The organism is Siphonobacter sp. SORGH_AS_0500 (genome assembly GCF_031453245.1).
In the GTDB taxonomy this organism is placed as follows: domain Bacteria; phylum Bacteroidota; class Bacteroidia; order Cytophagales; family Spirosomataceae; genus Siphonobacter.
On record NZ_JAVIYT010000001.1, the window covers coordinates 279897 to 304593 of the forward strand.

Consider the following 24697-nt stretch of genomic DNA (forward strand, 5'->3'; position numbering starts at 1 on the left):
TATTCATCGTAAATCCAATCAGGAAGAGATGAAGTAGAGAATGACCAACGCTCAACTAGTGATGACAGCTACGAGCAGGGTTCAGATTGGGATAATCCATTAAATGCTGCTGCTAGCGTGGCCTGGCCAGCTTTTCGCTGGCAGCATAATCTTTGGGCTTGGACAATATGTTAAAAGGCAGAATAGAAAGGGCTTGCTGCCAGCGAAAAAGCTGGCAGCGGAAGGAAAACCTATTAGCCAGCAAATACAATCTCTTACACTAAATACCGTTATAAACAAAAAACTACCAACCAATAACTATCAACCGCAGCGGCGGCCGCTAACAACTAAATACAAAACCTATTGAACATTTTTGAAAAAGGTAGGCGAGTTCCCGTATAAAGGCGTCTTGCCGTCCCATTTTTCAATAAACTGCTGCTGAATCAATAGAGGAGATAAAGTACGTTGACGCAATTCATTGGCTTTGGCATCTGCCTCGGCTTCTACGATCTTCTTCCGAGCCTGGGCTTCGGCTACGCGTAACTCGTTTTCCACCTGCATCGCCTGCTGAACAGCTTCGTTTTTAGCATTAATTGCTCTGACAATACTCTCGGGGTAACCCAAGCCACTGGTCAATTGCTCCAGTAAAAAACCGTCGGCTTTAAAGGAAGAATCGAGCGTATGTTGTACGTCATTTTCGAATTGTTGACGGTTGGAAATTAGCTCATCCGTCGTGTATTTATTCATCTGAATACGGAAGGCATCTTTCACATAATTAAGTAAAGTGGTCTTCGTAATTTCAGGAATATCTTTTCGATACTTGGTGAAAATATGCGGACTTTTTCCGGCCTGAACGCGGAAAGAAATCGTAGGATCTACGGTAAAAACACTACCATCTTTTGCGTTAACGGTAAATGCTTCGTAATCCGCCGTTTGCATATACAAAGGCGATTGATACACATCCTCTGTGAAAGGATTATACCAAACTCGGCCTGTTACTAATACCACATCTTGTACCCCTTTGTCGGACCCATATTGTTTGACCCGAATCCCTTCATGTCCGGCATCAATGCGGGTACAGGAGTATAGGAATAAACTAAAAAGAGCGGCAATGATTAAGGTAAATTTTTTCACGATTTTAAAAAGGTTAAGGTGAATTTAAAAAGTAAATAATTGATAAGTAATAAACCACTGAATCCAATAATTCCGAGCAAAACGAAAGCGTTGGACGCTTTAGAAAGCCATTCAAAAATCCAGGTAATGGCGTATAGGTCTAACGCGATGAGAAGGGGTGCTAAGATAAGTAAATAGGTTTTCCTGTCCATGTGGATGTTGCCTCTATCAACTTGATTTATAGAAGTTTAGACAAATATACATCGATACTAAAAGAGCAGAGGAACTATTGTGATGAATGTAAAAAGAAAGAATTTGTTCGGTAAATAGATAGGATGAGATAGAATAGTATACTAAAAATGAAATAGTTATTGCATATATAATAAATGTTGATGTCCTCAAGTAGAAAAACAGGGCATCAGAGTAAAAAACTTAACCAATTTTCAGATCATATTTACGCAACAATCCTACCAGACCTTCCGTAGAAAATCTAGCTTTTTTAATCAAATTATTTTCGGGATCAATGGTATAATTATAAGCGGTTAAAAAGTTAACCTGATCCAGTTTGGTTTGTGAAAAAACGGCGTTTTCCAGATCACAATGCTGGAAGTTACTACCCGTTAATACGCACGATGAAAAATCTACACTTTTCAATGAACAATCATCAAAGAGTGTCTTTATCATTTTTTTATTAGTAAAAAGGCTAAAGTCTAACTTACACTTTTTAAAACTTACGCTAAAAAATCCATTTTCGCAGGTGTTGAAGTGCACCCCAATTAACTTGCAATCATTAAAGGTAACGTTATTTAGTACGGAACGGTTAAGCGGTAACATAGCCATGTTACAACTTACAAAGGTACAATCCGTAAAACGATTGGATGAAAAGTTACTCTCAGAAAAATTGCATTGCTTAAAAACACAGTTTTCGAACTCTTTATGGCGAATTTGCTGCCCCGAGTAACTCACTTTATCAAAAATCTCGTCCTGATAAAAATCTAAGTCCATTTTCAAAAAAAAAATTTTGAAGCTTCGCTTCATAGTGATCCCATAAAAAACCCGCAGCTCATTGCCGCGGGTTTTAGTATAGAGAAGGAGGGTGTCCTAGAAATCTTCGTCTAACGCAAATTTGTTAGCGTCTTTTTCCTGCTGGTTAGCCATAACGCCGGCTTTCTGATATTCACCCACGCGTTTTTCAAAGAAGTTGGTTTTGCCTTGCAGCGAAATCATTTCCATGAAATCAAATGGGTTCGTAGCGTTGAACTGTTTCTCCAAACCGAGGGATATTAAGAGACGGTCAGCAACGAATTCGATGTATTGACTCATCAGAACGGCATTCATACCGATCAGAGAAACGGGCAGAGCGTCCGTTACGAATTCTTTTTCGATGGCAACGGCATCCAGAATGATCTCATACACTCGCTCTTTCGGCAGTTTGTTTACGATGTGGCTGGTGTAAAGCATACACGCAAAATCACAGTGCAGTCCTTCATCGCGGGAAATCAGCTCGTTTGAAAATGACAGACCGGGCATCAGACCCCGTTTTTTCAGCCAGAAGATCGAGCAGAACGAACCAGAGAAGAAAATACCTTCTACGGCCGCAAAAGCGATCAGACGTTCGGCGAAGTTGTCGCTATCGATCCAACGCAGAGCCCATTCGGCTTTTTTCTGCACACATTCAATCGTATCAATTGCCCGCAACATCCGGTCTTTTTCAACGGGATTTTTGATATACGTGTCAATCAGAAGAGAATAGGTTTCTGAGTGAATATTTTCCATCATTACCTGAAAACCGTAGAAGCATTTGGCTTCGGCGTATTGCACTTCACTAAGGAAGTTCACGGCCAGGTTTTCATTCACGATACCATCTGAAGCGGCGAAGAATGCCAGTACGTGCGAGATAAAGTGGCGTTCGCCATCGTTGAGATTTTCCCAGTCTTTCAGATCCTGGCCCAGGTCAATCTCCTCGGCTGTCCAGAAAGAGGCTTCGTGCTTTTTGTACATTTCCCAGATGTCGTGATGCTTGATGGGAAAGAGAACAAATCGCATCGGATCTTCTATCAATAGCGGTTCATTTCCAATGTGCTCCTGAGCCATAACGGATTATAATTTTTGGTTATGATTTAAAGTGGGACTCCGTGCCTGCTGCCCCAAAGAAGGGGTAACTAGCTGAAAACCAAATTCGAATATAGGGCAATAAAAACGGCCCGACCGGGGCCGTTTTCTTTTACTCTCTTTAATTTTGAGAGGGTACTTCAACAAAATTAAGCGTTTCGACGGGTGATACAAGGAATTTTTTGAAAGAAGAAAACGGGCTTTTAGGGAACCTTTTTATAACATCCGTCAGGCGTGGCATTTAAGCCAAAATAACCTTTGATAAATTTTAAATGCGAGTGAACTTTCCCTCCGTATGGTAGCCCTTCATTTGAAAATTTTGATCAAAGAGGATGAAACTGGCCTCGTAACCTGCCCCGAGTCGGCCCAGCGTATGATCTTTTCCAATGATTTGAGCGGGGTAAAGCGAGGCCATTCGCAAAGCTTCCTCCAGTGGAATGCCAACCTCATTAACGCAATTCTTCACCGCTTCAATAAGCGTCAGCGAAGAGCCGGATAAAGTACCGTTTTCATCTTCAAAACGTCTGCGTTCTGGATTGATCGTGAATCTGTATTCGCCACGGGTGTCTTCAGTGACGGCATCGGTAATGAGGAAGAGCCGATCTCCCATCATTTTCTTGGCAATTCGAACGCTGGCAAAGTCTACGTGAATACCGTCGGCGATGATACTGGCCCGAACCGACGAATCCAGCGTAGCTCCTAGTAGCCCCGGCTCGCGGCTGTTGAAAGGCGACATGGCATTAAATAAATGAGTAACTAGCCCAATGCCCCGATCAAAGGCCTGGATGGCTTCAGTATACGTCGCGTTTGAATGCCCGGCGGAGAGAATAATGGGACTGGACAGCAACCATTCCAGCACTTCAGGGTCGGCTTCTTCGGGAGCAAGAGTCAGGTAAAGGGGTAAATCATCCGCAGCTTCAACTAATGCTGTCAGCTCAGCGATAGTCGCTTTTCGGATGTAGGAAAGCAAATGTGCTCCTTTCTTGACGGGATTAAAGTAAGGCCCTTCCAGATGCAGCCCTACCAGTCCGGCTCCACCCTGCTGTCGATAACTCCGACAAGCCTGAATAGCGGCCAGCATTCCGCTTAATGGCCCCGTATGGTAAGTAATCTGAAAATGGGTAGTCCCGCCCTTGAGGTGTTCTTCGTAGGTTTTCTGGATGGTTTCTGGTGTAGGCTCGGTGGTAAACAAAGCCCCCTTCCCTCCATAAACTTGAAGTTCAATCAAGCCCGGAGCAATGATGCTATCGGAGCAATCGATTACTTCTGCTCCTTCGGGAGCATTCTCCTGAATACCTATGATGGTTTTACCATCGGTCAGCAGGTATTGATGGTCGATAAATTCTAAACCCGTAAAGATGCGGGCATTTTTAAAAGCAAAGAGGCTCATAACGTATGACGTTGAGCCTCAAAGAAAACTATTGTTGATGACTTATGAGTCAGTATTAGAAAATAATAGAAACTAGCCAGGTTATGAAAGTAACCCACAGTAATGCTCCCATAGGTAAAGCAACAAACCAAACCAGGGTATTTAACCGATCGTATTTGACGGGTTTTTTAGCTTTGGCAATCTTCTTAGTTGTTCTGGCAACCTGAGTAGAATCAAAGTTAATGTAGCTGACAGGAGCGGATATCATAATTAACGTTTTTTGAGGTGAGTTAAACTCAAACTTGATAGAACAAGATTAACACCATTTCTGAACAAGGTACCTTGCCATTCGATAGATGGTATGTTTTTCCCGGTAAACATCAAAATAGCCAGACGAATGGGTTTGTTTTGACTATTCGCTGATTTAATAGTAAATAAACGAGTTTTTTTTGATAATTAATATAGTTTTTGGTGTTTGATAATTGATAATAAATCTATAAATATGACAAAATAAAGGGAAAAGTTCTTATTTGATTGATAGTATTGTACTAAGAGTAGATACGCCAGTTTCATTAAAAGCCTCAATAGCGAAAAAATAATTTACATCTACGTTCAATGCCCTTAATTCCAGGTAGGATGGCTGATCTGACCAGACCTGATAGGTTTGGTAAAGTTTATCAGGAGCAATGCCCCAGCGAATGTTATAGCCTACGGCACCGGGCACTTTTTCCCAGCGGATATCCGCATTTCGCTGATCTTTCTGTCGAACCACTTTCAACCCGATAGAGGTATTAGGCACTTTTCCGGGCGTATTCCCGAAGATCCGAACATCGCTAATCGCCAGATGTGGACCAGCCGTATAGATATGTTCGTACCGGATGTAACGCGTACGTACAGGCTTTGAAAACGCTACATACGCACAGGCCCGATCTCGCCTGGGTTCGCTGGATAAGTCCGTGACTACTTCCCAGCGTTTCCCGTCTTTAGAATGCAGAATTTTAAACTGTGTATAAACCGTGGAATCGCTATTATATACATTGTTTTCATAATCGGTATAATTGACTTGAACGGCTTTTACTTCGCTTTCATGCTGAAGATCGACCGTCAGCCATTCACCCGGTTGGTTATGCTGGGCAACCCAGAAGGTTCGTGGGTTTTCATCGGTAACTAAACTGGCTCTGAGCGTGTCTTTTGTGGAAGAAGCGGTAACCGGTTTCTGATAAGACAACAGCATCCAGCCCGTAAAAAGCTCGTCTTTATTTTGCCATTTTTTTGTAGGCAGGTAATGCGGAAAATCGCCAAAGCGGGTGTTCGCATACATCTGATCGTCCTGGTCAAAGCCAGCGGGGAACATCGCCAGTCGTCGTTCCATACCCCAGTTTACGCCAATCCAGGGTGTGCCTGTATTCCAGTAATTACCGTAAATATCCTGAAACGTATTCCCATGTCCGGCTCCGTTCATAAAGCCGCCTGGTTTGTAGGAAATAGGGTTATAAGGAGCATATTCCCAGGGGCCAAGCGGGTCTTTGCCCACGTAAGTGCCGGTGGCGTACACGTTATATTCGGTGCCCGGAGCTCCGTATTGCAGGTAATATTTTTTGTTATGCTTGGTCATCCACGCTCCTTCCACGAAAGGTTTTATCAGGTCGGCGTGATTCGGGCCGAAGCGTTCCCAACCGTGTTTCCAAGGGTCGAGCCAGAACATGGACTGGTAAGGACCCGCATAGGTGAGGCGTCGTTTATGGTCCAGCTCCGCTCCGAAAATGGGATAGACGTTGGAAGAGCCCCAGTACATAAACCAGCGGTCGGTATCGTCATCGTGAAAAATAGCTGGGTCCCAGGGACCAATGTCTTTGGGTAGTCGCGGTAACCAGCGATTGTAGAACTGCAATTTGCCCTTTTCCGGCTCTACCGAATAAAGAATGGGTCGTTGTTCAAACGTAGACTGAAAAAGAAAAAGCGTATCGTTTATCGAAAGGGCCGCCGGAGCACACATATCCTCGAAGGGCCATTTGTCAGGAGTAATAAACTTCCAGTTGGAAAGGTCTTTGGAATGCCAGTAACCCCCGGAAATCGTTACAAAAAGGTAATACTCCCCCTTGTGATTGACAATAACCGGATCGGCCCCAGAACGGTAGGAAATCTTTTCATTCATCTGCTCAAAATTATACCGATACCCAATGTCCATGGGGTTACAGTAGGTTAATTGGGCAAATGAGGTAATACTGCTGATGAGCAGTAAAGTAATGACGAGGCAAGCGTTCAGGAATCTCGTTTTCATAGCATTCATGGCTGGTTTGCTTAGCGTAAAAGGAGTACAAAATTGGGCTTTTAGAGGGCTGTTGCAAGCGTCCAGATGTGAAGTTCTTTACAACCGTGTTCAAGCAATACCTCCGCACAGGTTTCGAGGGTTGATCCCGTAGTAATAACGTCATCAATCAGGGCAATTCGTTGATTTTCAATGCCGTTTTTTTCAATAACCTGAAAGGCATTCGCTACATTCTGAAAACGCTCCATTCGACTTTTGTTGGTTTGGCTGGTCGTCGCCTTTACTTTTTGCAGCACATCACTTCTCCACGGAATTCCCGTTACCTCTGAAATGCCTTTGGCGATGGAATCGCTTTGGTTGTACCCCCGTTGCCGGAGTCGACTTTCGTGTAGAGGTACGGGTAATAAAAGGTCGGCAGTAAGCCCGGCGGTTTTGATTTCCGAACCGAATAGCCGCCCCAGCCCTTCGCCTACCTCAGGCTGGTTGTTATACTTCAGTTGATGAAGCAAATGCTGAACTTTTCCGCCCTTCTGAAACTTCAAGTAAGCGTGGGCACTGGTAATCTTTATCTTTCCGGCAAATTTTTCTTCGATGGTCGAGTGGCCCGTCAGGCAGCTTTGCGTGCGGGGTAAGTTATAGTGACAAGTAGTGCAAAGAAGGTATTCTCCTTCGGCAAGGGCCTGCTGGCAACTCAGACAAATACGCGGAAAAAGAAGGGCCCAGAAGGCCTTCCAGTAGCTTTTCATGGTTAGGGTAAGTTTTTGGCTAACTTCGCTGTGAAAACGGAAAGTGAGATTACCATTGACTAAGTAATCCGAACCGGAAAATAGATAAGGCTGTTTTTCAGCGTTTACTTCATACTAGCTATTAACAACACATGTCACTCGTAGAACAATTCGACGAATACCGGGGCCGAATGAATGAACGCATTTTGGGCTCTGATAACCTGGTTATCAAACGTTTATTTAATCTTGACACGAATACGTATTCAGAAGGAGCTGTTTCCAGCAAAACCAAGGAAATGATCGGCCTGGCCTGTTCAATGGTGTTGCGTTGCGACGATTGCGTGAAATACCACCTGGGTAAATGCCACGAGCTGGGGGTTACGGAAGCCGAAATGCAGGAAGTTTTCTCCATTGCAACCGTCATTGGCGGAACCATCGTGATTCCTCACCTGCGGCGGGCGGTGGAGTATTGGGACGAATTGCAGGGTAGTAAAACCGAAGTCTAATGAAAGAAAAAGATCAGGAATGGGAAAGTTTGCTAGATCGGCTGGAAAGCATGATTGGGAAACGCCCCAACGATTTAAACGGTGTTCTGTTTCTCATCGGCGTGCAGGAACTGGGTAAAGGCCACCAGTTTTTTACCAAAGAACAGAAGCAGGACCTGATGCACATCGCCGTTTGTAAAGTATTGAGCTACAGTGGTTATTATGAGCTTGAAGGACTCGATGCTGAAGGTTGGCCGCACTGGAAACTAGCCAAACCGCTGCCTTTCGTCGATTTATTAAGTCAGGAAGAATTGCTGAAACAGCATGTATTAGAATATTTCGAAAGAGAACAGATTTAATCATTAAAGCCCTGTCGTCGTTCAGGCGGCAGGGTTCCTTTCCCCTATTGTTTGCTATGAAACTGATTACCTACAACGTAAACGGCATTCGCTCGGCCATGACCAAAGGTTTTGCGGAATGGCTGGAAATTACCAATGCCGATGTTGTTGCTCTACAAGAGGTAAAGTCGGATCAGAATCAGTTTGATAATACCATTTTCGAAAAGATGGGTTATCAACTGTATTGGCATCCGGCAGTGAAGAAAGGGTATTCGGGGGTCGCCTTATTAACGAAACACACGCCTAAACACGTAGCATACGGTTGTGGTAACGAAATTTACGACCACGAAGGGCGGATCTTACGGGCTGATTTCGAAGATTTTTCCTTCATTAGTTTATACCTGCCTTCGGGTTCGAGTGGCGAGTTACGTCAGGCTTTCAAGATGGAATTTCTGCGTGATTTTCAGGACTATATCAATGAACTGAAAAAGGAAATCCCCAATCTGATTATTTCCGGCGATTACAACATCTGTCATCAACCCATTGATATTCATAACCCCAAATCCAACGCGAACTCCTCGGGCTTTTTACCGGAAGAACGGGCCTGGATGGGTAGCTTCCTCGAAAGCGGATTTATCGATTCTTTCCGCCATTTTCATCCAGAACCGCATCAATACACCTGGTGGAGTTTCCGGGCCGGGGCACGGGGTAAAAACCTGGGCTGGCGAATTGATTACCATCTGGTTTCAGAGCCCTTACGTGACCGATTAAAAGATGCCGCGATCTGGTCGGAGGTGAAGCATTCAGATCATTGCCCGGTTATGCTGGAGATTGATTAATAACTCGTGGACGAAAAATACGATTGCAGGTATACCGTCGCCGAATACGCCAGAGCAAGGGTAAAACCGATGATTCCTATGCCGCCGAGTAACCCAGTGATGAACCGTAAAGGATTGGTGCTGGTTCGCCATTGCCAGGATTGGGTAAGGCTATCGACGATTAAAGGAATGAGTAACAGAATGGCTGCGTAAGATACCCAGGACCAGAAAAACAGAGCCAGCACTATACCTGACCCATAACCCAGGTACAAACCCGTGCAGCGGGCACAGACGGGAAATGGCTTTCCTTGCCAGAAAAAAGAGCGATCAGGACGACGGTGACAGGCAAACATACCGAAGGGGATGAGTTAAACGTTTAGCAATGAATTACGCATGAAATAGGCTTTTTCATCAAATTTTTCTGATAAAAACGTCGGTAAGTACTAAATTAATGCTGAAAAAGCTCTATATCGCTGAAGAATCTCATCCTTCTTTGCTATGAATCGTGCCGCTTTTTTAGAACAGCTTTCGGCAGAGCCTTTTGATGTGTGTATCATTGGCGGAGGGGCTACAGGAGCCGGTTGTGCTCTGGATGCCGCTTTGCGAGGGCTAAAGGTCTGCCTGATTGAAAAGGAGGATTTTGCCGCCCAAACATCATCGAAATCAACCAAGCTTATTCACGGCGGTGTTCGGTATCTGGAGCAGGCCGTGAAGCAATTGAGTCCCGATCAGTTTCGTATGGTACGGAAAGCTCTGCACGAACGCCGGACATTACTTCAAAACGCTCCTCACCTCACGCGTCCGCTGGCTTTATTGACGCCTTGCCATAACTGGTGGGAAGGGTTGTATTATACCATTGGTTTGAAGATGTACGACTGGCTGGCGGGTGGCCGGAATATTCAGCCGAGCCGCTGGTTATCGAAATCGAAGGTAATAGAGTTAATTCCTCAGTTACAGACCCAGCATTTGCACAGTGCCGTTCTGTATTACGATGGACAGTTGGATGATGCTCGTTTTGCTCTGGCTTTGATTAAGTCGGCGGCTAAGGAAGGGGCGGTGGTAATAAATCATACGAAAGCTCTGGAGTTTGGGTATTCCAAGTCGGGGAAGCTTCGTAAAATGGAAGTGCAGGATACCTTAACGGGTAAAAATTATAGCTTGACCGCCAAGGTCTTTGTCAATGCTACCGGACCGTTTGCGGATCATATCCGTACGATGGCTTCTAGCAAAGCTCAACCCCGCATGCGGGTCAGCCGAGGTTCGCACATTGTATTGCAGAAAGAACATTTGCCGGGTAATACGGCCATTCTGGTCCCTAAAACGGATGATGGACGCGTACTTTTTCTCATCCCCTGGAAAGAGCAGGTATTAGTTGGAACTACCGATCTGGAAGATCAACTCAACGAGCGGCCCCTGCCAACGGAAGCAGAAAAGCAGTATCTCATTGACTACGTAAATCGGTATTTACAGAAGCCGATTACGGAAGTAGAAGTAAAAGCAGGTTTTACCGGACAGCGACCCCTGATTGAAGCCACGTTTGCCAGAGAAACCAAATCGCTGGTACGGGATCACGAAGTAGAAATTGATGATAAAACGAAGTTAATCAGCATTCTGGGCGGAAAATGGACTACTTATCGACTCATGGCGAGTGATACCATTGATGCCGTTTGTGAGGTATTAAAAATCCGAAATCGGGATTGTGTAACGGAAAAATACCTCTTGTCGGGGGCTGAAAATTATACACCAGACTTATTTCTGAAACTTCAGGAAGAATATCAATTCACGGAAGAAATTGCCCGGCATCTGGCCCGAACTTACGGAACGGAAGCCCGGAACGTCGCTGATTTAACGCGTGAAAATTCCGCTTTGAAGGAGCTTTTAGTGGAGAATCACCCCTTTATTCGGGCTGAAGTCGTTTTTGCCCGGCAACAGGAAATGGCCTGCACGCCCGAAGATATTCTGTATCGTCGATTAGGACTGGGCCTGATGGATGAAAAAGCCACCCAACAGACGTACGCACAGGTAGAAAAGCTATTACAAGCCTAATAAAAAAGGCCCGAATTAATTCGGGCCTGACCAAGAGCTTAATAATCAGCGAAGATCAATATTCGTCTTCGTTGAAGAAGAAGTCATCTTTTGTCGGATAATCCGGCCAGATTTCTTCAATGCTTTCGTAAGGTTGACCGTCGTCTTCAAGTTCCTGAAGGTTTTCAACTACTTCCAGGGGAGCACCCGTGCGGATAGCGTAGTCAATAAGTTCATCTTTAGTTGCAGGCCACGGAGCATCCTCCAAGTAGGAAGCAAGTTCAAGGGTCCAATACATGCGTTTTCCCTCCTAATGATATAATGGGTCCAGAAAAATGACTGCAAAAGTAAGTCTTTTTTGTTTTCGTAACTGACTTACCCCTATTTTTCGCCCGAATAAAATAAAAAACGTTCCAAAAAGTATCGTTCCTTTCTAAAAAAAAAGAGCGTTCTCTCCAAAAGAACTATAAATTATTGATTATGAGCGAAATGCATTCGTTTGAAAATAGTAAACTACGGAAGGTAGAAGTTTGTTCGTTCAGTTTAGAGTCTTGTCTTGCTGCAGAAAGGGCCGGTGCAGACCGAATTGAGTTATGTGCCTCCCCGTTTGAAGGAGGAACCACTCCCTCCATGGGATTGACTCTTAAAGTCTTACAGTCGGTGAGTTTAAAGGTTAATGCGATCTTACGGCCCCGAGGCGGTGATTTTTGTTACGATGATTTAGAATATGAAGTCATAAAATCGGATATCGAAGCCTTTAAAAAAGCGGGAGTTCATGGCCTGGTGCTGGGCATTCTGTTACCCGACGGTCAGGTGGATGTGACCCGCACGAAGGAACTAGTAGAGCTAGCGGCCCCGCTTCCCGTCACTTTTCACCGGGCGTTTGATTTTGTGAAGGACCCCATTCAGGCTCTGGAAGACGTGATTGCTACGGGCTGTAAACTGATTTTAACCTCAGGCTGTCAGGATAAGGCTCCCGATGGGGCTGAATTGATCAGACAATTGGTAACGCAGGCGGCGGGCCGAATTGAAATCATGGCTGGAAGCGGCGTTAATGCCGCCAATGCTCAGGCCTTACTAGATACGGGAGTGGACGCCCTGCATTTATCAGGCAAGGTAAGCCGCGATAGCCGGATGATGTACCGCAAAGAAGGAATTGCCCTGGGAGGAGTGCCCTCCGTGCCGGAATATGACGTTTCTTATACCGATTGGGAACGGGTACAGGCGGTAGTAAAACAGGTTCATGCTCCTACTAACGAAGGTCGAAAGTAGGGCTACACACGAGCAATTTAAAAGCTTCAAGGCTATTTCCAGCCAAAGTTCGTACTTTTGAAAAAGCATCAGGCATAGACCCAGCCAGGTCTCTGAGCAATTATTCCATGGAACGTGTCGAGGCAATAGATTACCCTTCAACCGCGTTCGTGTTTAACTGAATACGCACTCTCATGATAAAACCGATTCTTAATCAGTTTATTACGTTTCGGGAACAAGGTCGAAAGGCATTTGCTGTATTGATTGATCCAGACGATGTACGGATGGATGAATTTCCTTCATTGCTGAAGCGTGCTCAGGAAGAGCAAGTTGATTTTTTCTTTCTGGGTGGTAGCCTGATTACGCAGTTTCAGATGGGTGAAATCATCGCTCTCATTCGGGAATACACGAAAATTCCAGTGGTATTGTTTCTGGGGAGTAACATGCACGTGCATCCCTCAGCCGATGCCGTTTTGTTTTTATCGTTAATTTCGGGTCGGAATCCTGAATATCTGATTGGGCAGCAGGTGGTAGCGGCTCCGATGCTGAAAAAATCAGGACTCGAAATTCTTCCCACAGGGTACCTGCTCATCGACGCGGGCCAGCAGACGACGGCGTCGTATATGTCGCACACTACGCCGATTCCTAATAATAAACCCGCAGTAGCAGCCTGTACGGCTATGGCCGGAGAAATGCTGGGTTTACGATTAACGTATATGGATGCCGGAAGTGGAGCTTTGAAAAGTATTACGCCCGAAATGATCGCCGCCGTTCGCCAGAGTGTAGAAACGCCTTTGATTATTGGCGGTGGCATTGACTCCGCTCAGAAGGCAAAAATTGCCCTGCAAGCCGGAGCCGACGTAGTCGTGGTAGGAAATGGAATTGAAAAAAATCCAGACTTACTACCCGAAATTGCAGCCACCGTTCGGGCTATGAATGAAAAACTAGCGGTTAATTTGTAAGTAATAAAAAGTAAAAGCCTGAGTCGTTCGGACTCAGGCTTTTACTTTTATATCAGAAAAGGCTTAAACGCCTTCCGCTTCTACCAGTTTCACTTCAGGAACCATGCGGGTTAGTAAAGTTTCAATACCTGCTTTCAGGGTCATGGTGGAAGAGGGGCAACCGCTGCATGAACCTTGTAATAATAACTTCACTAGCCCCGTTTCCTCCTGGAATGAAGAGAAGCTAATGGCTCCACCATCCATTTCAACGGCTGGTTTTACGTATTGATCCAGAACGGCTTTGATCTTGACAACGGTATCAGAATCCTGCTCACCATTAATAACGTCGTGTTGCGTTTCGGCGGCGGCACGGGTTAATACGGGCTTACCCGTATCCATGTAACGTTTAATGAGTTGCTTCGTTTCAAATAATACTTCTTCCCATTCGGTCTCTTCGTCTTTCGTTACGGTAACGAAGTTATAGGAAATAAATACCCGTTGAACCCAGTCATTGCCGAATAATTCAACGGCTAAAGGAGAGTTTTTTTCGGGAGAGATGGCTTCTTCAGGAGAAGCAAAATCGAAGGAAACGCCTTCAGGAACCAGTTCGAAGTTGATGACAAACTTCATGGAATTCGGGTTCGGCGTCGTTTCTGTATAGACAAGTACCTGTGGTCGGAGCATAACGCTGGGAATATCTGTAGTTATAGGTGTTTATCCAACACGAATTTACAGGTTTCGGTTTCAGGTTATCCGTTTTTAGTAATGAAAATCAAATGTAGAAACGCGACTTCATTGCGGCTACCGGGCTGAGGAACTGGTAGCATCATTCCCAATAGCACTTCCTTTCTAACCCAGATGCGATAAAGTCGCTTTTCTACATTTGATAACAAACGAAAAATCCCGTTTGAATCACATTCAAACGGGATTTTCAATGCTTGGTGTAATCGGGTTTTAGTAAACGGAAAACAGCTCACTAAAAACGGAAAACCGACTAAGCTTCTGCTTCTACGGGAAGAACGCTAACGAAAGAACGTCCTTTCAGACCTTTCTTGAATTCTACAACACCGTCAGTTAAAGCGAAAAGTGTGTGGTCTTTACCGATACCTACGTTGCGGCCAGGATTGTGCTGAGTTCCGCGTTGACGAACTAATACGTTGCCAGCAATGGCTGCTTGTCCGCCGAAGATTTTTACGCCGAGACGTTTACTTTCCGATTCCCGGCCGTTTTTGGAGCTACCGACCCCTTTCTTGTGTGCCATGATCTTGTTTGGTTTTTAGTTAATAGTTTATAGTTGAGCTTATTGAAAAACGTTCCAACCTCCTCAACTCTTCGCTACAACCAATTACAATGAAATTTCTTCGATTAAGATTTTCGTCAGGTCTTGACGGTGGCCGTTTTGCTTCTGATACCCCTTGCGGCGTTTCTTACGGAAGACAATGACCTTCTCACCACGAACGTGGCTTAGGATCTTAGCTTTAACGCTAGCACCTGAAACGACAGGAGCACCAACGGTAATGGCACCATCATTGTCCACCAATAGAACCTTATCCAGCACAAGGGCAGCACCTTCCTCACCCGCTAAACGGTGCGTGTAGAGGTATTGGTTTTGTTCGACTTTAAATTGCTGACCTGCGATCTCGACAATTGCGTACATTTTAAATTATGTTTGGTCCTGAAAAATGGACTGCAAAGGTAGTGAAATCTTTTGACAATCAGCAAGTCGCGGGGAAAATTTGTTGTTGGTTATTGGTTATTAGTTGTTTGAAATAATTCATAGATGTTCGTACATCCATTTGCTAACCACTAACAACCCCTACCTAACCCCTCAAAATCTACTCCAGAATCCGCTGAATATCATTCGCGTCTTTTAGATAACCCTGAAAACGGTCGTAACTATCGGATAGCATTAATCCCTTGAATTTCAATAGGTTGTTGATGTATTCATCCAGTACATCCAGAATGTTTTCCCGGTTTTGACGGAAAATAGGAATCCAGGTTTCGGGTGAACTTTTCGCCAGACGAACCGTACTGGCAAAACCGGAACTGGCTAATTCAAAAATCCGGTTCGCTTCTTTTTCTTTTTCCAGCGTGGTTAGGGCCAGAGCAAAGGAACAGATGTGTGAAATGTGTGAGATATAGGCGGTATGTACGTCATGGGATACGGAATCGAATTCCGTAATCTTCATGCCTATCGATTCATAAAGCTCTTTTACCGTCGCAACAGCGTCCGAATCTGAGTCGGCAGCATCGCAAATCACATTGTATTTTCCGGTGAATAAGCCCCGAACGGCTGCTTCAGGCCCGGAATACTCCGTACCCGCCATCGGGTGCGTTGCCACAAACCGGCGACGGTTCGGATGATTCTTCACTGCTTCGACAATCGGACGTTTCGTCGATCCTACATCGATAACAATTTGTTTATCAATCCGGTCCAGTACGTATGGTAGTAGTGTGAGCAGCCCGTCAACGGGTACGGCCAGTATAATAAGGTCTGATTGGTTAATGGCATCGTCGAGCAATGCCATTTTATCTACTAATTTCAGTTCAAGAGCCTTCACGACGTGCTCAACCTGCTTATCCACCCCAATGATGGTATCTGCAAAGCCTGATTCTTTGAGGGCCAGGGCCATCGAGCCGCCAATTAAGCCAATCCCAACAATTCCTACAGTCATGTTCGTAGTTTTCAGTTTATGGTTTTCCGTTGACAATGGGACTTAGCAAATGCCTCGGGTTTGCCGAATTCGTAAGATAGAAGCTTCAAAAACAGATACTTCTGCACACAGCGAAATCCGAATATAACCATTGCCTTGCGACCCAAAAATGCCGCCTGGGGTAATGAATACGTTGGCATTATAAAGAATTTCGTCGGACAACGCATACCCATCTGCATACGTCGAAGGAATCTTAGCCCAGACGAACATACCGGTCTGTTGGGGATCATAACTACAATCCAGCAGGTCGAGTAACTCAAATACTTTTTTCTGACGCTCGGCGTAGATGGCATTCAGTTCATCGTACCACGATTCGGGGTTATTCAACGCTTCAATGGCGGCTTCCTGCAAAGGTAAAAACATGCCCGAATCCATGTTGGATTTGAAGCGAACGACGTTTGCCAGATGCTCCGCACCACCGGCCAGCATGCCCATTCGCCAACCCGCCATGTTATGTGACTTGGAAAGCGAATTTAATTCCAGAGCCACTTCCTTCGCTCCGGGCACCGAGAGGATGCTGTTGTACTCGTTATTTAAGATAAAACTGTAAGGATTATCATTGACAATCAGAATACTGTGCTCTTTACCAAATGCTACTAACTCTTCGTATAAGGCAGGTGTCGCTTTTGCTCCCGTAGGCATGTGAGGATAATTTACCCACATGACTTTCACGTTGGATAAGTCCGTTTGAGCTAAGGCTTTCAGATCGGGTAACCAGCCATTTTCTTCCGAAAGATCGTATTCCCGAACTTCCGCTCCGGTCAGTAATGACGCGGCCTTGTACGTAGGATAACCTGGATTAGGAACGAGCGTAACGGTGCCCGGTTCCAGGTAACTCATGGCAATGTGCATGATTCCTTCTTTTGAACCGATCAAGGGCAGAATTTCATTCGCTGGATTAAGTCCTACGTGAAAATAGGTTTGGTACCAGGTCGCAAATGCCTGACGCAGAGCGGGCAAACCTACATAGCTTTGATAGGCATGGTTGCGGGGATTCTGAGCAGACGTGCTCAGAGCGTCGATGGTTTGAGACGAAGGAGGCAGGTCGGGGCTGCCGATACCAAGGTTAATCACGTCGAGGCCACGGCTCTTCATTTCGGCGATTTCCTTGAGTTTCGTCGAAAAGTAGTATTCCTGTACCAAACTGAGCCGCTGAGCGGGCTGAATCGTTGCCATGTTATTGGGTATAAAAACAAAAAACCGACTCCATACGGGCCGGCTGCGGAATGATGCAATGCTTTTTGAAAAGACAATTTCCTACCCGGCTCTACGCATTGGCGTAGTAGTAATAATAAGAAGCCGTGTACAGAATCGTTGCCATAGTTGTAATTAGACCGGGCAAAAGTATTGGGGATTTTTGAAATCGCCAAGGAAATGTACTGGAAATGTTAAGGGTAACTGTGAAATGACATTGAGACGTGATTCGCCGCGTGGGAGTGCGTCTTTCAACTTCCCGAAAGGCAGCGTGCCTCGGTTTACAATTTTCGGGAAGTTCAAGTAGGCCTGGAAACGCTGGCCAATTTTTTTTGGTAACTTATCGAGCATTAACTTCTAATTTCAGAACGGTTATGGCTACCCTTCAACGCACGTTTATTAGTCAGGAAGAATACCTGCAAACTGAACGAACCGCTACAGTAAAAAGCGAATATTTCAATGGTCAGATGATTACCATGACTGACCTTAATGAACTTACTTCCGAAAATCAGGGGGGTAAGTATCACAACTTAATTCAGGAAAACCTGTCAAGAGCCATTGACGAGCATTTACAGGAACAGGGGCTCGGCCACAGCTTTACGGGCGATCAGCGAATTTTTGTAGCCGAGACCAATTATTATACCTATCCTGACCTGGCCATTACCGTAGGCGAACCCGAATTTTCGGATAGCCAGGTAGATACGTTACTCAACCCGGCAGTGATCATTGAGGTCATGTCTGCGAAAAGCAGCAATTATGACCGGGGCAGTAAATTCGAAAATTACCGTGCACTCGAATCCCTACAGGAATATCTGGTAATTGATTCTCGCCGATTTTATGCAGAGTTATGGCGGAAGAATGAATCGGGCCAATGGGTATTAACTGATCAGGCTCAGCACGGTTCGGATATGCTGCATCTGAAAACCATCGATTTATTTATCCTGATGGATGACGCCTACGAACAGACCGAAGGCTTACCCGAAGAAGAGTTCTCCATTCGGTAAGAATTTAGTGATCCTGTCAGTCAAAAGCCTCGCTTTCTCTGTGTAAAAAGCGAGGCTTTTACGTAGGTGAAATACTAAAATGAAAGTCAGGCCACTAGCTTAAAAGGGCATCTGAATCTTTAACGATCCCTACACTCAATCGAAAATCCGTTCGTAACTTCACGGCATGGAAGACAAGCAGTTTGTGGTTTCGGCCCGAAAATACCGTCCGGTGACTTTCGATTCAGTGGTGGGGCAGTCGCACATTACGACGACGCTAAAAAATGCCATTCGGACGAATCACCTGGCTCAGGCGTTTTTATTTTGTGGACCTCGTGGAGTGGGTAAAACGACTTGTGCCCGAATTCTGGCTAAAACGATTAACTGCCTGCGGCTGGATAACCGCGTGGAGCCCTGCGGTGAATGCGAAAACTGCGTAGCTTTTCAGAACAACGCTTCGCTGAACGTACATGAGCTGGATGCGGCTTCCAATAACTCCGTGGAAGACATTCGTAACCTGATTGATCAGGTGCGTTACCCGCCCCAGATGGGTAGCAAAAAGGTGTACATCATTGATGAGGTGCACATGCTTTCGACGAGTGCTTTCAATGCCTTCCTGAAAACGCTGGAAGAACCGCCAAGTTATGCCATTTTCATTCTGGCGACGACGGAAAAACATAAGATTCTGCCTACAATCCTGAGTCGTTGTCAGATCTTTGATTTCAACCGGATTCAGATCCGGGATATGGCTGACCATCTGGCTCATATCGCAGATAATGAAGGAATCAAGGCCGACTACGACGCTTTGGAGTTAATTGCCCAGAAAGCCGACGGTGGTCTACGGGATGCGTTGTCGATGTTTGATTTGAACGTTACCTTTTCTAAAGACGGTCAGATTCATTACCACGACGTTCTGAGTAATCTTCATATCCTTGACTACGATTATTACTTCCGTCTGACGGAGGCTTTACTGGCTGAAAGCGTCCCACAAGCCTGGTTATTGTTCGACGAAATCCTGCGGAAAGGCTTTGATGGTCATCAGTTTGTGGTCGGTTTACTCGAACACTTCCGAAACCTGATGGTCTGCAAAGATCCCGCTACGGTTAGCTTATTACAGGTATCAGAGTCGGTGCAGAATCGCTATCTGGAACAATCGGCGAAAGCGTCGCTGTCCTTTCTGCTCTCTGCAATGAGTCTGGGCAGCCAGTGTGATATTACTTATAAACAGGCCAAGCAGCAGCGGCTACACGTGGAGATTACCCTCTCCAAAATGGCTCACCTGCCTTCGGTATTACACCTGGCCGGGTTACCCGCTCAGGGAAATGGGGAAGTGCCCGAAAAAAAAAAGTTAACGCCTGAGCCTGTTGTTGAAAAATCAGTAACTCCTCCGCCTGTGGCTAATCCGGCACCCGTGGTAGCACCCGTAGTTACACCTCCGGTACCCCCCACGCCAGCGGTAGCCGTAACGCCCGCTCCGACGGTTGTCGAAGAACCAGTGGTTACTTCGGTTGCTGCTCCGCCACGTCCGGCTAAGCCCGCTACGTCCCGCTTAAGAGCCACGATTGATCTTAATAATTTTGAAGAAAAATCGGATGTAACAACGGAACAGAAAGAGTCCATTGTCCGGCAGAATACGCCTTATACCGAAGAAGAACTGCACAAAGCCTGGCACGAATTCGTGGAAATCCGGCGGCAGGGCGGCTCGATGAGCGAAGTAGTCATGCTTGATCGAGTCTTTACTATAGAAGGGAACGTGATTCAACTGGGGGTGGATAACCCGGTGCAGCTGGATTTGCTAAACGATCTTAAATCGGACTTATTAATGTATCTCCGGCAAACGCTGAAGAACGGTCAGATTCAGATTCATGCCTTTGTGCTGGAGCAGCAAACCAGCCGTCAACCTTACACCCAGGCTGAAAAGTTTAATTACCTGGCCGATAAAAATCCGGCTTTACTAGATTTGAAAAATACGCTGGGACTGGATTTTGACTGGTAATATACAAGAGCCCGTTCGCTCTTGTGCCCTCATTCTCTTATCTTTGCGACCCCAAACCAATACCTTTACCAAATACATGGTTCGGGTATTAGCGAATAGCCCTTCATGAAACAAATTGACGTTTGTCTGACTCCCGAGCTGCTCTATCAGCATAAAATTGATAATTCCATTGTAGTCGTTGTTGACATTTTTCGGGCTACGTCCTGCATGGTAACAGGCTTTGCTTATGGAGTGCAGTCCATCATTCCCGTAGCCAGTATTGAAGAATGCGTTCAACTACGCGACCAGGGGTATTACGCCGCTGCCGAACGGAATGGCATGACGCCCGAGGGGTTTGATCTGGACAATTCGCCGTTTAGTTACATGAACGAGAAGTTTTCGGGTTCAACCATTGCCGTAACTACTACCAATGGAACGTTGGCGATTACCAAATCGCGGGCGGCCGTGAAGGTAATGATCGGATCTTTTCTGAATCTGGAAGCCTTAACGCAATACCTCCGCAATCAGCAATACGACATTCTGGTGTTATGTGCGGGCTGGAAAGGTAAACCTAATCTGGAAGACACCTTATTTGCCGGGGCTCTGGTAGATCGTCTGCAAAACGAATTTATGATTTCGGAAGACGCCGCCATGATGGCACAGCGGCTTTATGTCGGGGCAAAAGACGATTTGTTAGGTTTCGTGGCGAACTCTTCGCACGTGCGTCGTCTGCACCGCTTAGGCATTCATAAAGACATTTCTTACTGCTTACAACACGATCTCTACGATGTATTACCCGTTTTGCGGGGGAATCAACTCGTGGCGATGTAAACCGCTCATAGGAAAATAATTTCGAACGCAGGTAAGGTTTATGACTTTATCTGCGTTTTTTCATTCAGAAATTACCATCAAAAACGTATGAAATACCTTCCCTACCTGATTTTATTCATTACTCTGAGCGTGCCAACCTTTGCTCAGAAAGCCAAAAAGCCTGTTAAGAAAAAGGGTAAAGTAACCGTAAAAACGCCCGCTTCCCAAACCGCTCTTGATGCTCATTTGCTTCAACCTGGTCAAGCCTTTGCGTATGACATTGTGAAGGGAAATCTCGGAAAAACCGACCCTCAGGATGCTGATAAGAGTTATTACGATATCTATACCCTGAGCTTGAAAGAAGGCGAAGAACTACGGTTGGAAGCAGCAACGGATTGGTATCGCATTGCCATTTCATTGGAAAGCCCTGATAAGCAGGTGCAGACGAAAAAAGATACCGATGAATTTCCGGGTTTTAGTATCCAGAAATTGAGCTATAAAATTCCGGTCACGGGTACGTATCAGCTCAAAGTATCCTCCACCGATCCTAACAGTGCGGGCGATTACGTGATTCGGAAATACCTGCTACCCGCCGAAGTAATCCTTCCAACGGAGCAGGCGGATTTCTGCGAGCGGGTTAACTTTCTGCTTTCTCAACATCAGGATCATTTCAGCCGGATCAAGGGCAAGAAGACCAAAACCGATAAAAAAGCAGGCATTACGGATCACTTTCAGACTTCGTTCGCTTTTCTGCCCGGAAAAAATTCTGAAATTATTTTTGAGACCGAACAGGAGAAAACAAAATATCAGGCCGTTTTGGGAGAATTCTCAACGAAAGATCAGGCTAAACAACTCTTCACCCAACACGTCAATCAGTTGAAAAGCTGTTTACAAGGCTGGGAACCAGACGAATTATCCGGTGAAAAATTCGAACAGTTTGGCGTGTCGAGTTATACCGATTTTATATCCCTGACGGTGAAAGAAATAGGTAAGAAAAAGTTTCAGGTAATCTTAGGCTTAGATTAAAAGCTGGCTTAGTCAAGTTACCGCCTGACCCAACACGCTCGCAAAAGATCATAAGATTCTTCGCTTCGCTCTGAATGACGGATTCTGTTATGAAAGTAATGATGTCTCCTTCAGGTATGAAATGATACCTCGCAGTCGCTCGGCTCTAGCCGAGCGACGAGGTAGTCTGGTAGGCCTCTGGCCGATGTTCGCAAGCCTGTTTTGGTTGGGGAAAATTGTTGGCTGATCCTCTACTGGTTCGCAGTCTACCGGCCAGAGGCCTATAGCTAGGTAGTCACTCGGCTAGAGCCGAGCGACTGCGGGGTATCCTTCAGGTATAAAATAAGCTATCATTACCAACCGTGTCTGTTCCCGGATAAAATCTGGGGGCTCGATAACAGATGGCTGCATAAACTCTACTTCCAATGGTCACCCGAATTAAGCAGAGGCTTACTCCTTTTGGTTAACTCTTATTTGTTAGACAGTAAGTAAACACTTAAAATAAAAAAAGCCCTTAATAAACTAATTATCTCTAAGTTTAGTTATATACGTAAGAACTCTTTTTAGAGTGAACTTGGCGGAACACTCTGAAAACATTATATATGAACTCCTGCGGCTCTGCGGCAGGAGTTCTTTTTTTGTATATAGCTGGTAATCTCTTAGGGTTTGATCACAATAATTCTTCTTTTCTACTAGTCTGAAATACAACCTTTTTCGTGCGTTTGGCGTCCTGTATAAAAATCACTGACCCATGAAAAAATCACTACTGACGATTGTTCTGTTTTTTAGCTTGGCTAACCTAAGCTTTGCTCAGTGGAAAACCCGCCTTGGAGCCAATGTACTCTTGTTACCCCTTCGTACGCTGGAAGTCACCGCAGAATTTCAAAAGCATCCGGCCTACAGTTTAACGCTTCATTCAGGCTACGTACATCGATCGGGTTATATAGGTTTGAGTGGCCTGAAGTTTGATGATATGATTGATGAAAGAGCTACTTCCGGTTGGTTTGGGAAGGTCGGTGGGCGATTATACCTGCTAAGTGTAACCGGGAAAGAACCTGCTACCAATATTTTCATTGGGGCTCAAGTGATTGCCTCTGGTTATCAGCAGAGTGGTATTCGGCGAGACTTTATGAATGAAAGTAGGGAGGACGTTAACGTCAGTGGGTTACTGGTGGGAGGTGCCTTAACTGGTGGGTTAACCTTCAAACTTTCGAAACGTTTTCGGCTAGAAACGGGCGTACAGTATGGTTTTCAACCCCAACGGAATAACTATGTAGGTAATATCGTTCGCAACTATCAGCCAGGTTTTGGCGTAAGCCGGGGTGGCGAACCTGTAAGAAGCATTCAGGGGTTCATTGTACTAAGTTTTTTGCTCTGACCGATACCTCCGCTGCGGTTAGAGTAAAGAAGTCGAGTGACCCTTCTTGCAACAAAAAAGCACTTACCAACAATAGATACGAGGCAGGAGTGAGTGTATTAAATGGCAAAAACACCTAGTCCGATTTCAAAAGCTGCTTAGGCAGATAGCCAAACTTCCGTTTGAAGGCCGCCGTAAAATGCTGCGGGTTTTTGTAGCCTACCAATGCGGCCACTTCGGCAATGGTCTCGTATCGGCCACTGGTGAGGAACTCCTGAGCCCGCTCCATCCGCTGGTCGGTGATGTACCCGAAAATGGTGGTCCCGAAAAGTTGTTTAAAGCCTTCCTGTAAGTTGGTCCGGTTGATGCCCACGGTTTTCGATAGCGTCTCGATGGAACAGGGCGTGTCCAGATGGGTAAGTAGTAAGGTTCTGACTTCCTGTAGTTTATCCTGCGTTTTCTTCTTCAATATGGGCTGGGTGTCTCGGGCCGACAAAATCTGATCAATCTGAAGCGTAAGCAGCTCCACGATTTTTGCTTCCACGAACATTCGTTTCAATGAACCCACGTACTGACAATTCCGAATCTCGGACAGCACCTGAATCATACGGGGTGTTATCGGGTAACTCTGTTGGCCCAGCAAAGCGGGTTGGGCTTGTTCAAGCCGACGGCCAAACGTACCCAGTTGTTCGAGGTCGTTATTGAATATCTTACGCAGAAAATCCAGCGATAATTCAATTTCAACGCTCGATCCACCGGGCGTTTTCAGGTACGTTAAGGGGCCTTTCAGTGCGGGGTAAAACAGCAGGGCATGCTGTCCTTTGGTGATGAGCGTATGCGGTTCGAAGTCACCTTTGGGCTGGTACAGACAACCTTGCGTGGTTAATTCGAAATGCATTTGCAGGTACGGAAAATCGCTCTCGACGTAGTGGGTGAACGAGAAATCGTGCCGTGACTGAAAAAAACCGGCAATAACTCCGTCAATGGAAAACCGCTGAGCCTGGGAGTGGATACCCGCATACCTGAATTCAGTGGTGACTTCCCGAATGCCAGTGGAGCTTCCAGCCTTAAACCCTTCGGAATACTCCTTTACAAAGTTATGTTCCCGGATGGCGTCGGAGCTAAATACAATTTTCATAAAAGGCTGTCTATGGCGGCATTAATACTGCATCTCGCGTTACCAGGGTGGCTTTATCCAACCCTACTTTTGTCGCTATTAAGAATAAGTCTTAAT

25 protein-coding genes are annotated in these 24697 nt (G+C 45.5%); 11 read left to right on the forward strand and 14 right to left on the reverse strand.

Features of this window, described 5'->3' with window-relative positions; all coding sequences use genetic code 11:
- Nucleotides 1-339 precede the first annotated feature (339 nt).
- The 6 genes from QE357_RS01235 to QE357_RS01260 all read right to left on the reverse strand — a co-directional run bounded on the left by QE357_RS01235 (nucleotide 340) and on the right by QE357_RS01260 (nucleotide 7588).
- On the reverse strand, nucleotides 340-1113 hold the full coding sequence (locus QE357_RS01235) for a prohibitin family protein (RefSeq protein WP_157830293.1): 774 nt from the start codon (nucleotides 1111-1113) through the stop codon (nucleotides 340-342).
- A 411-nt stretch (nucleotides 1114-1524) separates the two neighbouring features.
- On the reverse strand, nucleotides 1525-2130 hold the full coding sequence (locus tag QE357_RS01240; RefSeq protein ID WP_309705154.1) for a pentapeptide repeat-containing protein: 606 nt from the start codon (nucleotides 2128-2130) through the stop codon (nucleotides 1525-1527).
- Nucleotides 2131-2193: 63 nt separating this feature from the next.
- Nucleotides 2194-3186 (reverse strand): ribonucleoside-diphosphate reductase small subunit, encoded by a 993-nt coding sequence (locus tag QE357_RS01245; protein WP_309705156.1) that lies wholly within the window; start codon nucleotides 3184-3186, stop codon nucleotides 2194-2196.
- 286 nt (nucleotides 3187-3472) lie between these two features.
- Nucleotides 3473-4594, reverse strand: a complete 1122-nt coding sequence (gene nagA, locus QE357_RS01250; RefSeq protein ID WP_309705158.1) for an N-acetylglucosamine-6-phosphate deacetylase — start codon at nucleotides 4592-4594, stop codon at nucleotides 3473-3475.
- 505 nt (nucleotides 4595-5099) lie between these two features.
- The gene (locus tag QE357_RS01255; RefSeq protein WP_309705160.1) at nucleotides 5100-6854 is read right to left on the reverse strand and encodes a discoidin domain-containing protein; all 1755 of its coding nucleotides are present in this window, start codon (nucleotides 6852-6854) and stop codon (nucleotides 5100-5102) included.
- Nucleotides 6855-6904: 50 nt separating this feature from the next.
- A complete protein-coding gene (locus QE357_RS01260) occupies nucleotides 6905-7588 on the reverse strand; it encodes a ComF family protein (RefSeq protein WP_309705162.1) in 684 nt (227 codons plus the stop codon).
- 131 nt (nucleotides 7589-7719) lie between these two features.
- Here QE357_RS01260 and QE357_RS01265 point away from each other — a divergent pair, with 131 nt between their 5' ends.
- The 3 genes from QE357_RS01265 to QE357_RS01275 are packed head-to-tail and all read left to right on the forward strand — an operon-like array spanning nucleotide 7720 to nucleotide 9229.
- Entirely contained in the window at nucleotides 7720-8073 is a 354-nt protein-coding gene (locus QE357_RS01265; protein ID WP_106636479.1) for a carboxymuconolactone decarboxylase family protein, read from the forward strand.
- Nucleotides 8073-8411 (forward strand): hypothetical protein, encoded by a 339-nt coding sequence (locus QE357_RS01270; protein WP_106636480.1) that lies wholly within the window; start codon nucleotides 8073-8075, stop codon nucleotides 8409-8411. The genes QE357_RS01265 and QE357_RS01270 overlap by 1 nt, the downstream gene beginning before the upstream one ends.
- Before the next feature lie 56 nt (nucleotides 8412-8467).
- Nucleotides 8468-9229, forward strand: coding sequence for an exodeoxyribonuclease III (locus QE357_RS01275; RefSeq protein ID WP_309705165.1), 762 nt, complete (start codon nucleotides 8468-8470; stop codon nucleotides 9227-9229).
- Here the strand turns inward: QE357_RS01275 and QE357_RS01280 are convergent.
- Complete coding sequence (locus tag QE357_RS01280) at nucleotides 9226-9561, reverse strand: DUF2085 domain-containing protein (RefSeq protein ID WP_309705167.1); 336 nt, start codon at nucleotides 9559-9561, stop codon at nucleotides 9226-9228. The two genes, QE357_RS01275 and QE357_RS01280, sit on opposite strands and share 4 nt — an antisense overlap.
- 145 nt (nucleotides 9562-9706) lie before the next feature.
- Between QE357_RS01280 and QE357_RS01285 the strand changes: the two genes are divergently transcribed.
- Nucleotides 9707-11254: an FAD-dependent oxidoreductase gene (locus QE357_RS01285; protein ID WP_309705169.1), complete on the forward strand. Its 1548-nt coding sequence runs from the start codon at nucleotides 9707-9709 to the stop codon at nucleotides 11252-11254.
- A 55-nt stretch (nucleotides 11255-11309) separates the two neighbouring features.
- Here QE357_RS01285 and QE357_RS01290 read toward each other — a convergent pair whose 3' ends face one another.
- Complete coding sequence (locus QE357_RS01290) at nucleotides 11310-11531, reverse strand: DUF2795 domain-containing protein (protein WP_093200032.1); 222 nt, start codon at nucleotides 11529-11531, stop codon at nucleotides 11310-11312.
- Between the two features lie 182 nt (nucleotides 11532-11713).
- Here QE357_RS01290 and QE357_RS01295 point away from each other — a divergent pair, with 182 nt between their 5' ends.
- Together QE357_RS01295 and QE357_RS01300 are read left to right on the forward strand one after the other, a co-directional pair.
- A complete protein-coding gene (locus QE357_RS01295; RefSeq protein ID WP_309705176.1) occupies nucleotides 11714-12505 on the forward strand; it encodes a copper homeostasis protein CutC in 792 nt (263 codons plus the stop codon).
- Nucleotides 12506-12678: 173 nt separating this feature from the next.
- Nucleotides 12679-13446: a geranylgeranylglyceryl/heptaprenylglyceryl phosphate synthase gene (locus QE357_RS01300; protein ID WP_106636484.1), complete on the forward strand. Its 768-nt coding sequence runs from the start codon at nucleotides 12679-12681 to the stop codon at nucleotides 13444-13446.
- A gap of 63 nt (nucleotides 13447-13509) precedes the next feature.
- Here QE357_RS01300 and QE357_RS01305 read toward each other — a convergent pair whose 3' ends face one another.
- From QE357_RS01305 to QE357_RS01325, 5 genes are all read right to left on the reverse strand, one after another.
- Nucleotides 13510-14109, reverse strand: coding sequence for a NifU family protein (locus QE357_RS01305; RefSeq protein WP_198555211.1), 600 nt, complete (start codon nucleotides 14107-14109; stop codon nucleotides 13510-13512).
- 310 nt (nucleotides 14110-14419) lie between these two features.
- The gene (gene rpmA / locus QE357_RS01310; RefSeq protein WP_106636486.1) at nucleotides 14420-14686 is read right to left on the reverse strand and encodes a 50S ribosomal protein L27; all 267 of its coding nucleotides are present in this window, start codon (nucleotides 14684-14686) and stop codon (nucleotides 14420-14422) included.
- A gap of 84 nt (nucleotides 14687-14770) precedes the next feature.
- Nucleotides 14771-15082 carry a 50S ribosomal protein L21 gene (gene rplU / locus QE357_RS01315; RefSeq protein WP_106636487.1) on the reverse strand — a complete coding sequence of 104 codons (312 nt, stop codon included), beginning with the start codon at nucleotides 15080-15082 and terminating at the stop codon, nucleotides 14771-14773.
- A gap of 178 nt (nucleotides 15083-15260) precedes the next feature.
- On the reverse strand, nucleotides 15261-16136 hold the full coding sequence (locus QE357_RS01320) for a prephenate dehydrogenase (RefSeq protein WP_255400684.1): 876 nt from the start codon (nucleotides 16134-16136) through the stop codon (nucleotides 15261-15263).
- A gap of 6 nt (nucleotides 16137-16142) precedes the next feature.
- Nucleotides 16143-17315, reverse strand: coding sequence for an aminotransferase class I/II-fold pyridoxal phosphate-dependent enzyme (locus QE357_RS01325; protein ID WP_106636488.1), 1173 nt, complete (start codon nucleotides 17313-17315; stop codon nucleotides 16143-16145).
- A 392-nt stretch (nucleotides 17316-17707) separates the two neighbouring features.
- Between QE357_RS01325 and QE357_RS01330 the strand changes: the two genes are divergently transcribed.
- The 5 genes from QE357_RS01330 to QE357_RS01350 all read left to right on the forward strand — a co-directional run bounded on the left by QE357_RS01330 (nucleotide 17708) and on the right by QE357_RS01350 (nucleotide 23484).
- Nucleotides 17708-18337: a Uma2 family endonuclease gene (locus QE357_RS01330; RefSeq protein WP_307141740.1), complete on the forward strand. Its 630-nt coding sequence runs from the start codon at nucleotides 17708-17710 to the stop codon at nucleotides 18335-18337.
- Between the two features lie 166 nt (nucleotides 18338-18503).
- Nucleotides 18504-20312 (forward strand): DNA polymerase III subunit gamma/tau, encoded by a 1809-nt coding sequence (locus QE357_RS01335; protein ID WP_309705185.1) that lies wholly within the window; start codon nucleotides 18504-18506, stop codon nucleotides 20310-20312.
- Nucleotides 20313-20417: 105 nt separating this feature from the next.
- Nucleotides 20418-21122 (forward strand): 2-phosphosulfolactate phosphatase, encoded by a 705-nt coding sequence (locus tag QE357_RS01340; RefSeq protein WP_106636491.1) that lies wholly within the window; start codon nucleotides 20418-20420, stop codon nucleotides 21120-21122.
- A gap of 87 nt (nucleotides 21123-21209) precedes the next feature.
- Nucleotides 21210-22127, forward strand: a complete 918-nt coding sequence (locus QE357_RS01345) for a hypothetical protein (protein ID WP_309705189.1) — start codon at nucleotides 21210-21212, stop codon at nucleotides 22125-22127.
- A gap of 730 nt (nucleotides 22128-22857) precedes the next feature.
- Nucleotides 22858-23484: a DUF3575 domain-containing protein gene (locus tag QE357_RS01350; protein WP_309705191.1), complete on the forward strand. Its 627-nt coding sequence runs from the start codon at nucleotides 22858-22860 to the stop codon at nucleotides 23482-23484.
- A 115-nt stretch (nucleotides 23485-23599) separates the two neighbouring features.
- On the opposite strand, the gene QE357_RS01355 is transcribed toward QE357_RS01350, so the two are convergent.
- Nucleotides 23600-24601: an AraC family transcriptional regulator gene (locus QE357_RS01355; RefSeq protein ID WP_309705193.1), complete on the reverse strand. Its 1002-nt coding sequence runs from the start codon at nucleotides 24599-24601 to the stop codon at nucleotides 23600-23602.
- Nucleotides 24602-24697: the final 96 nt, after the last annotated feature.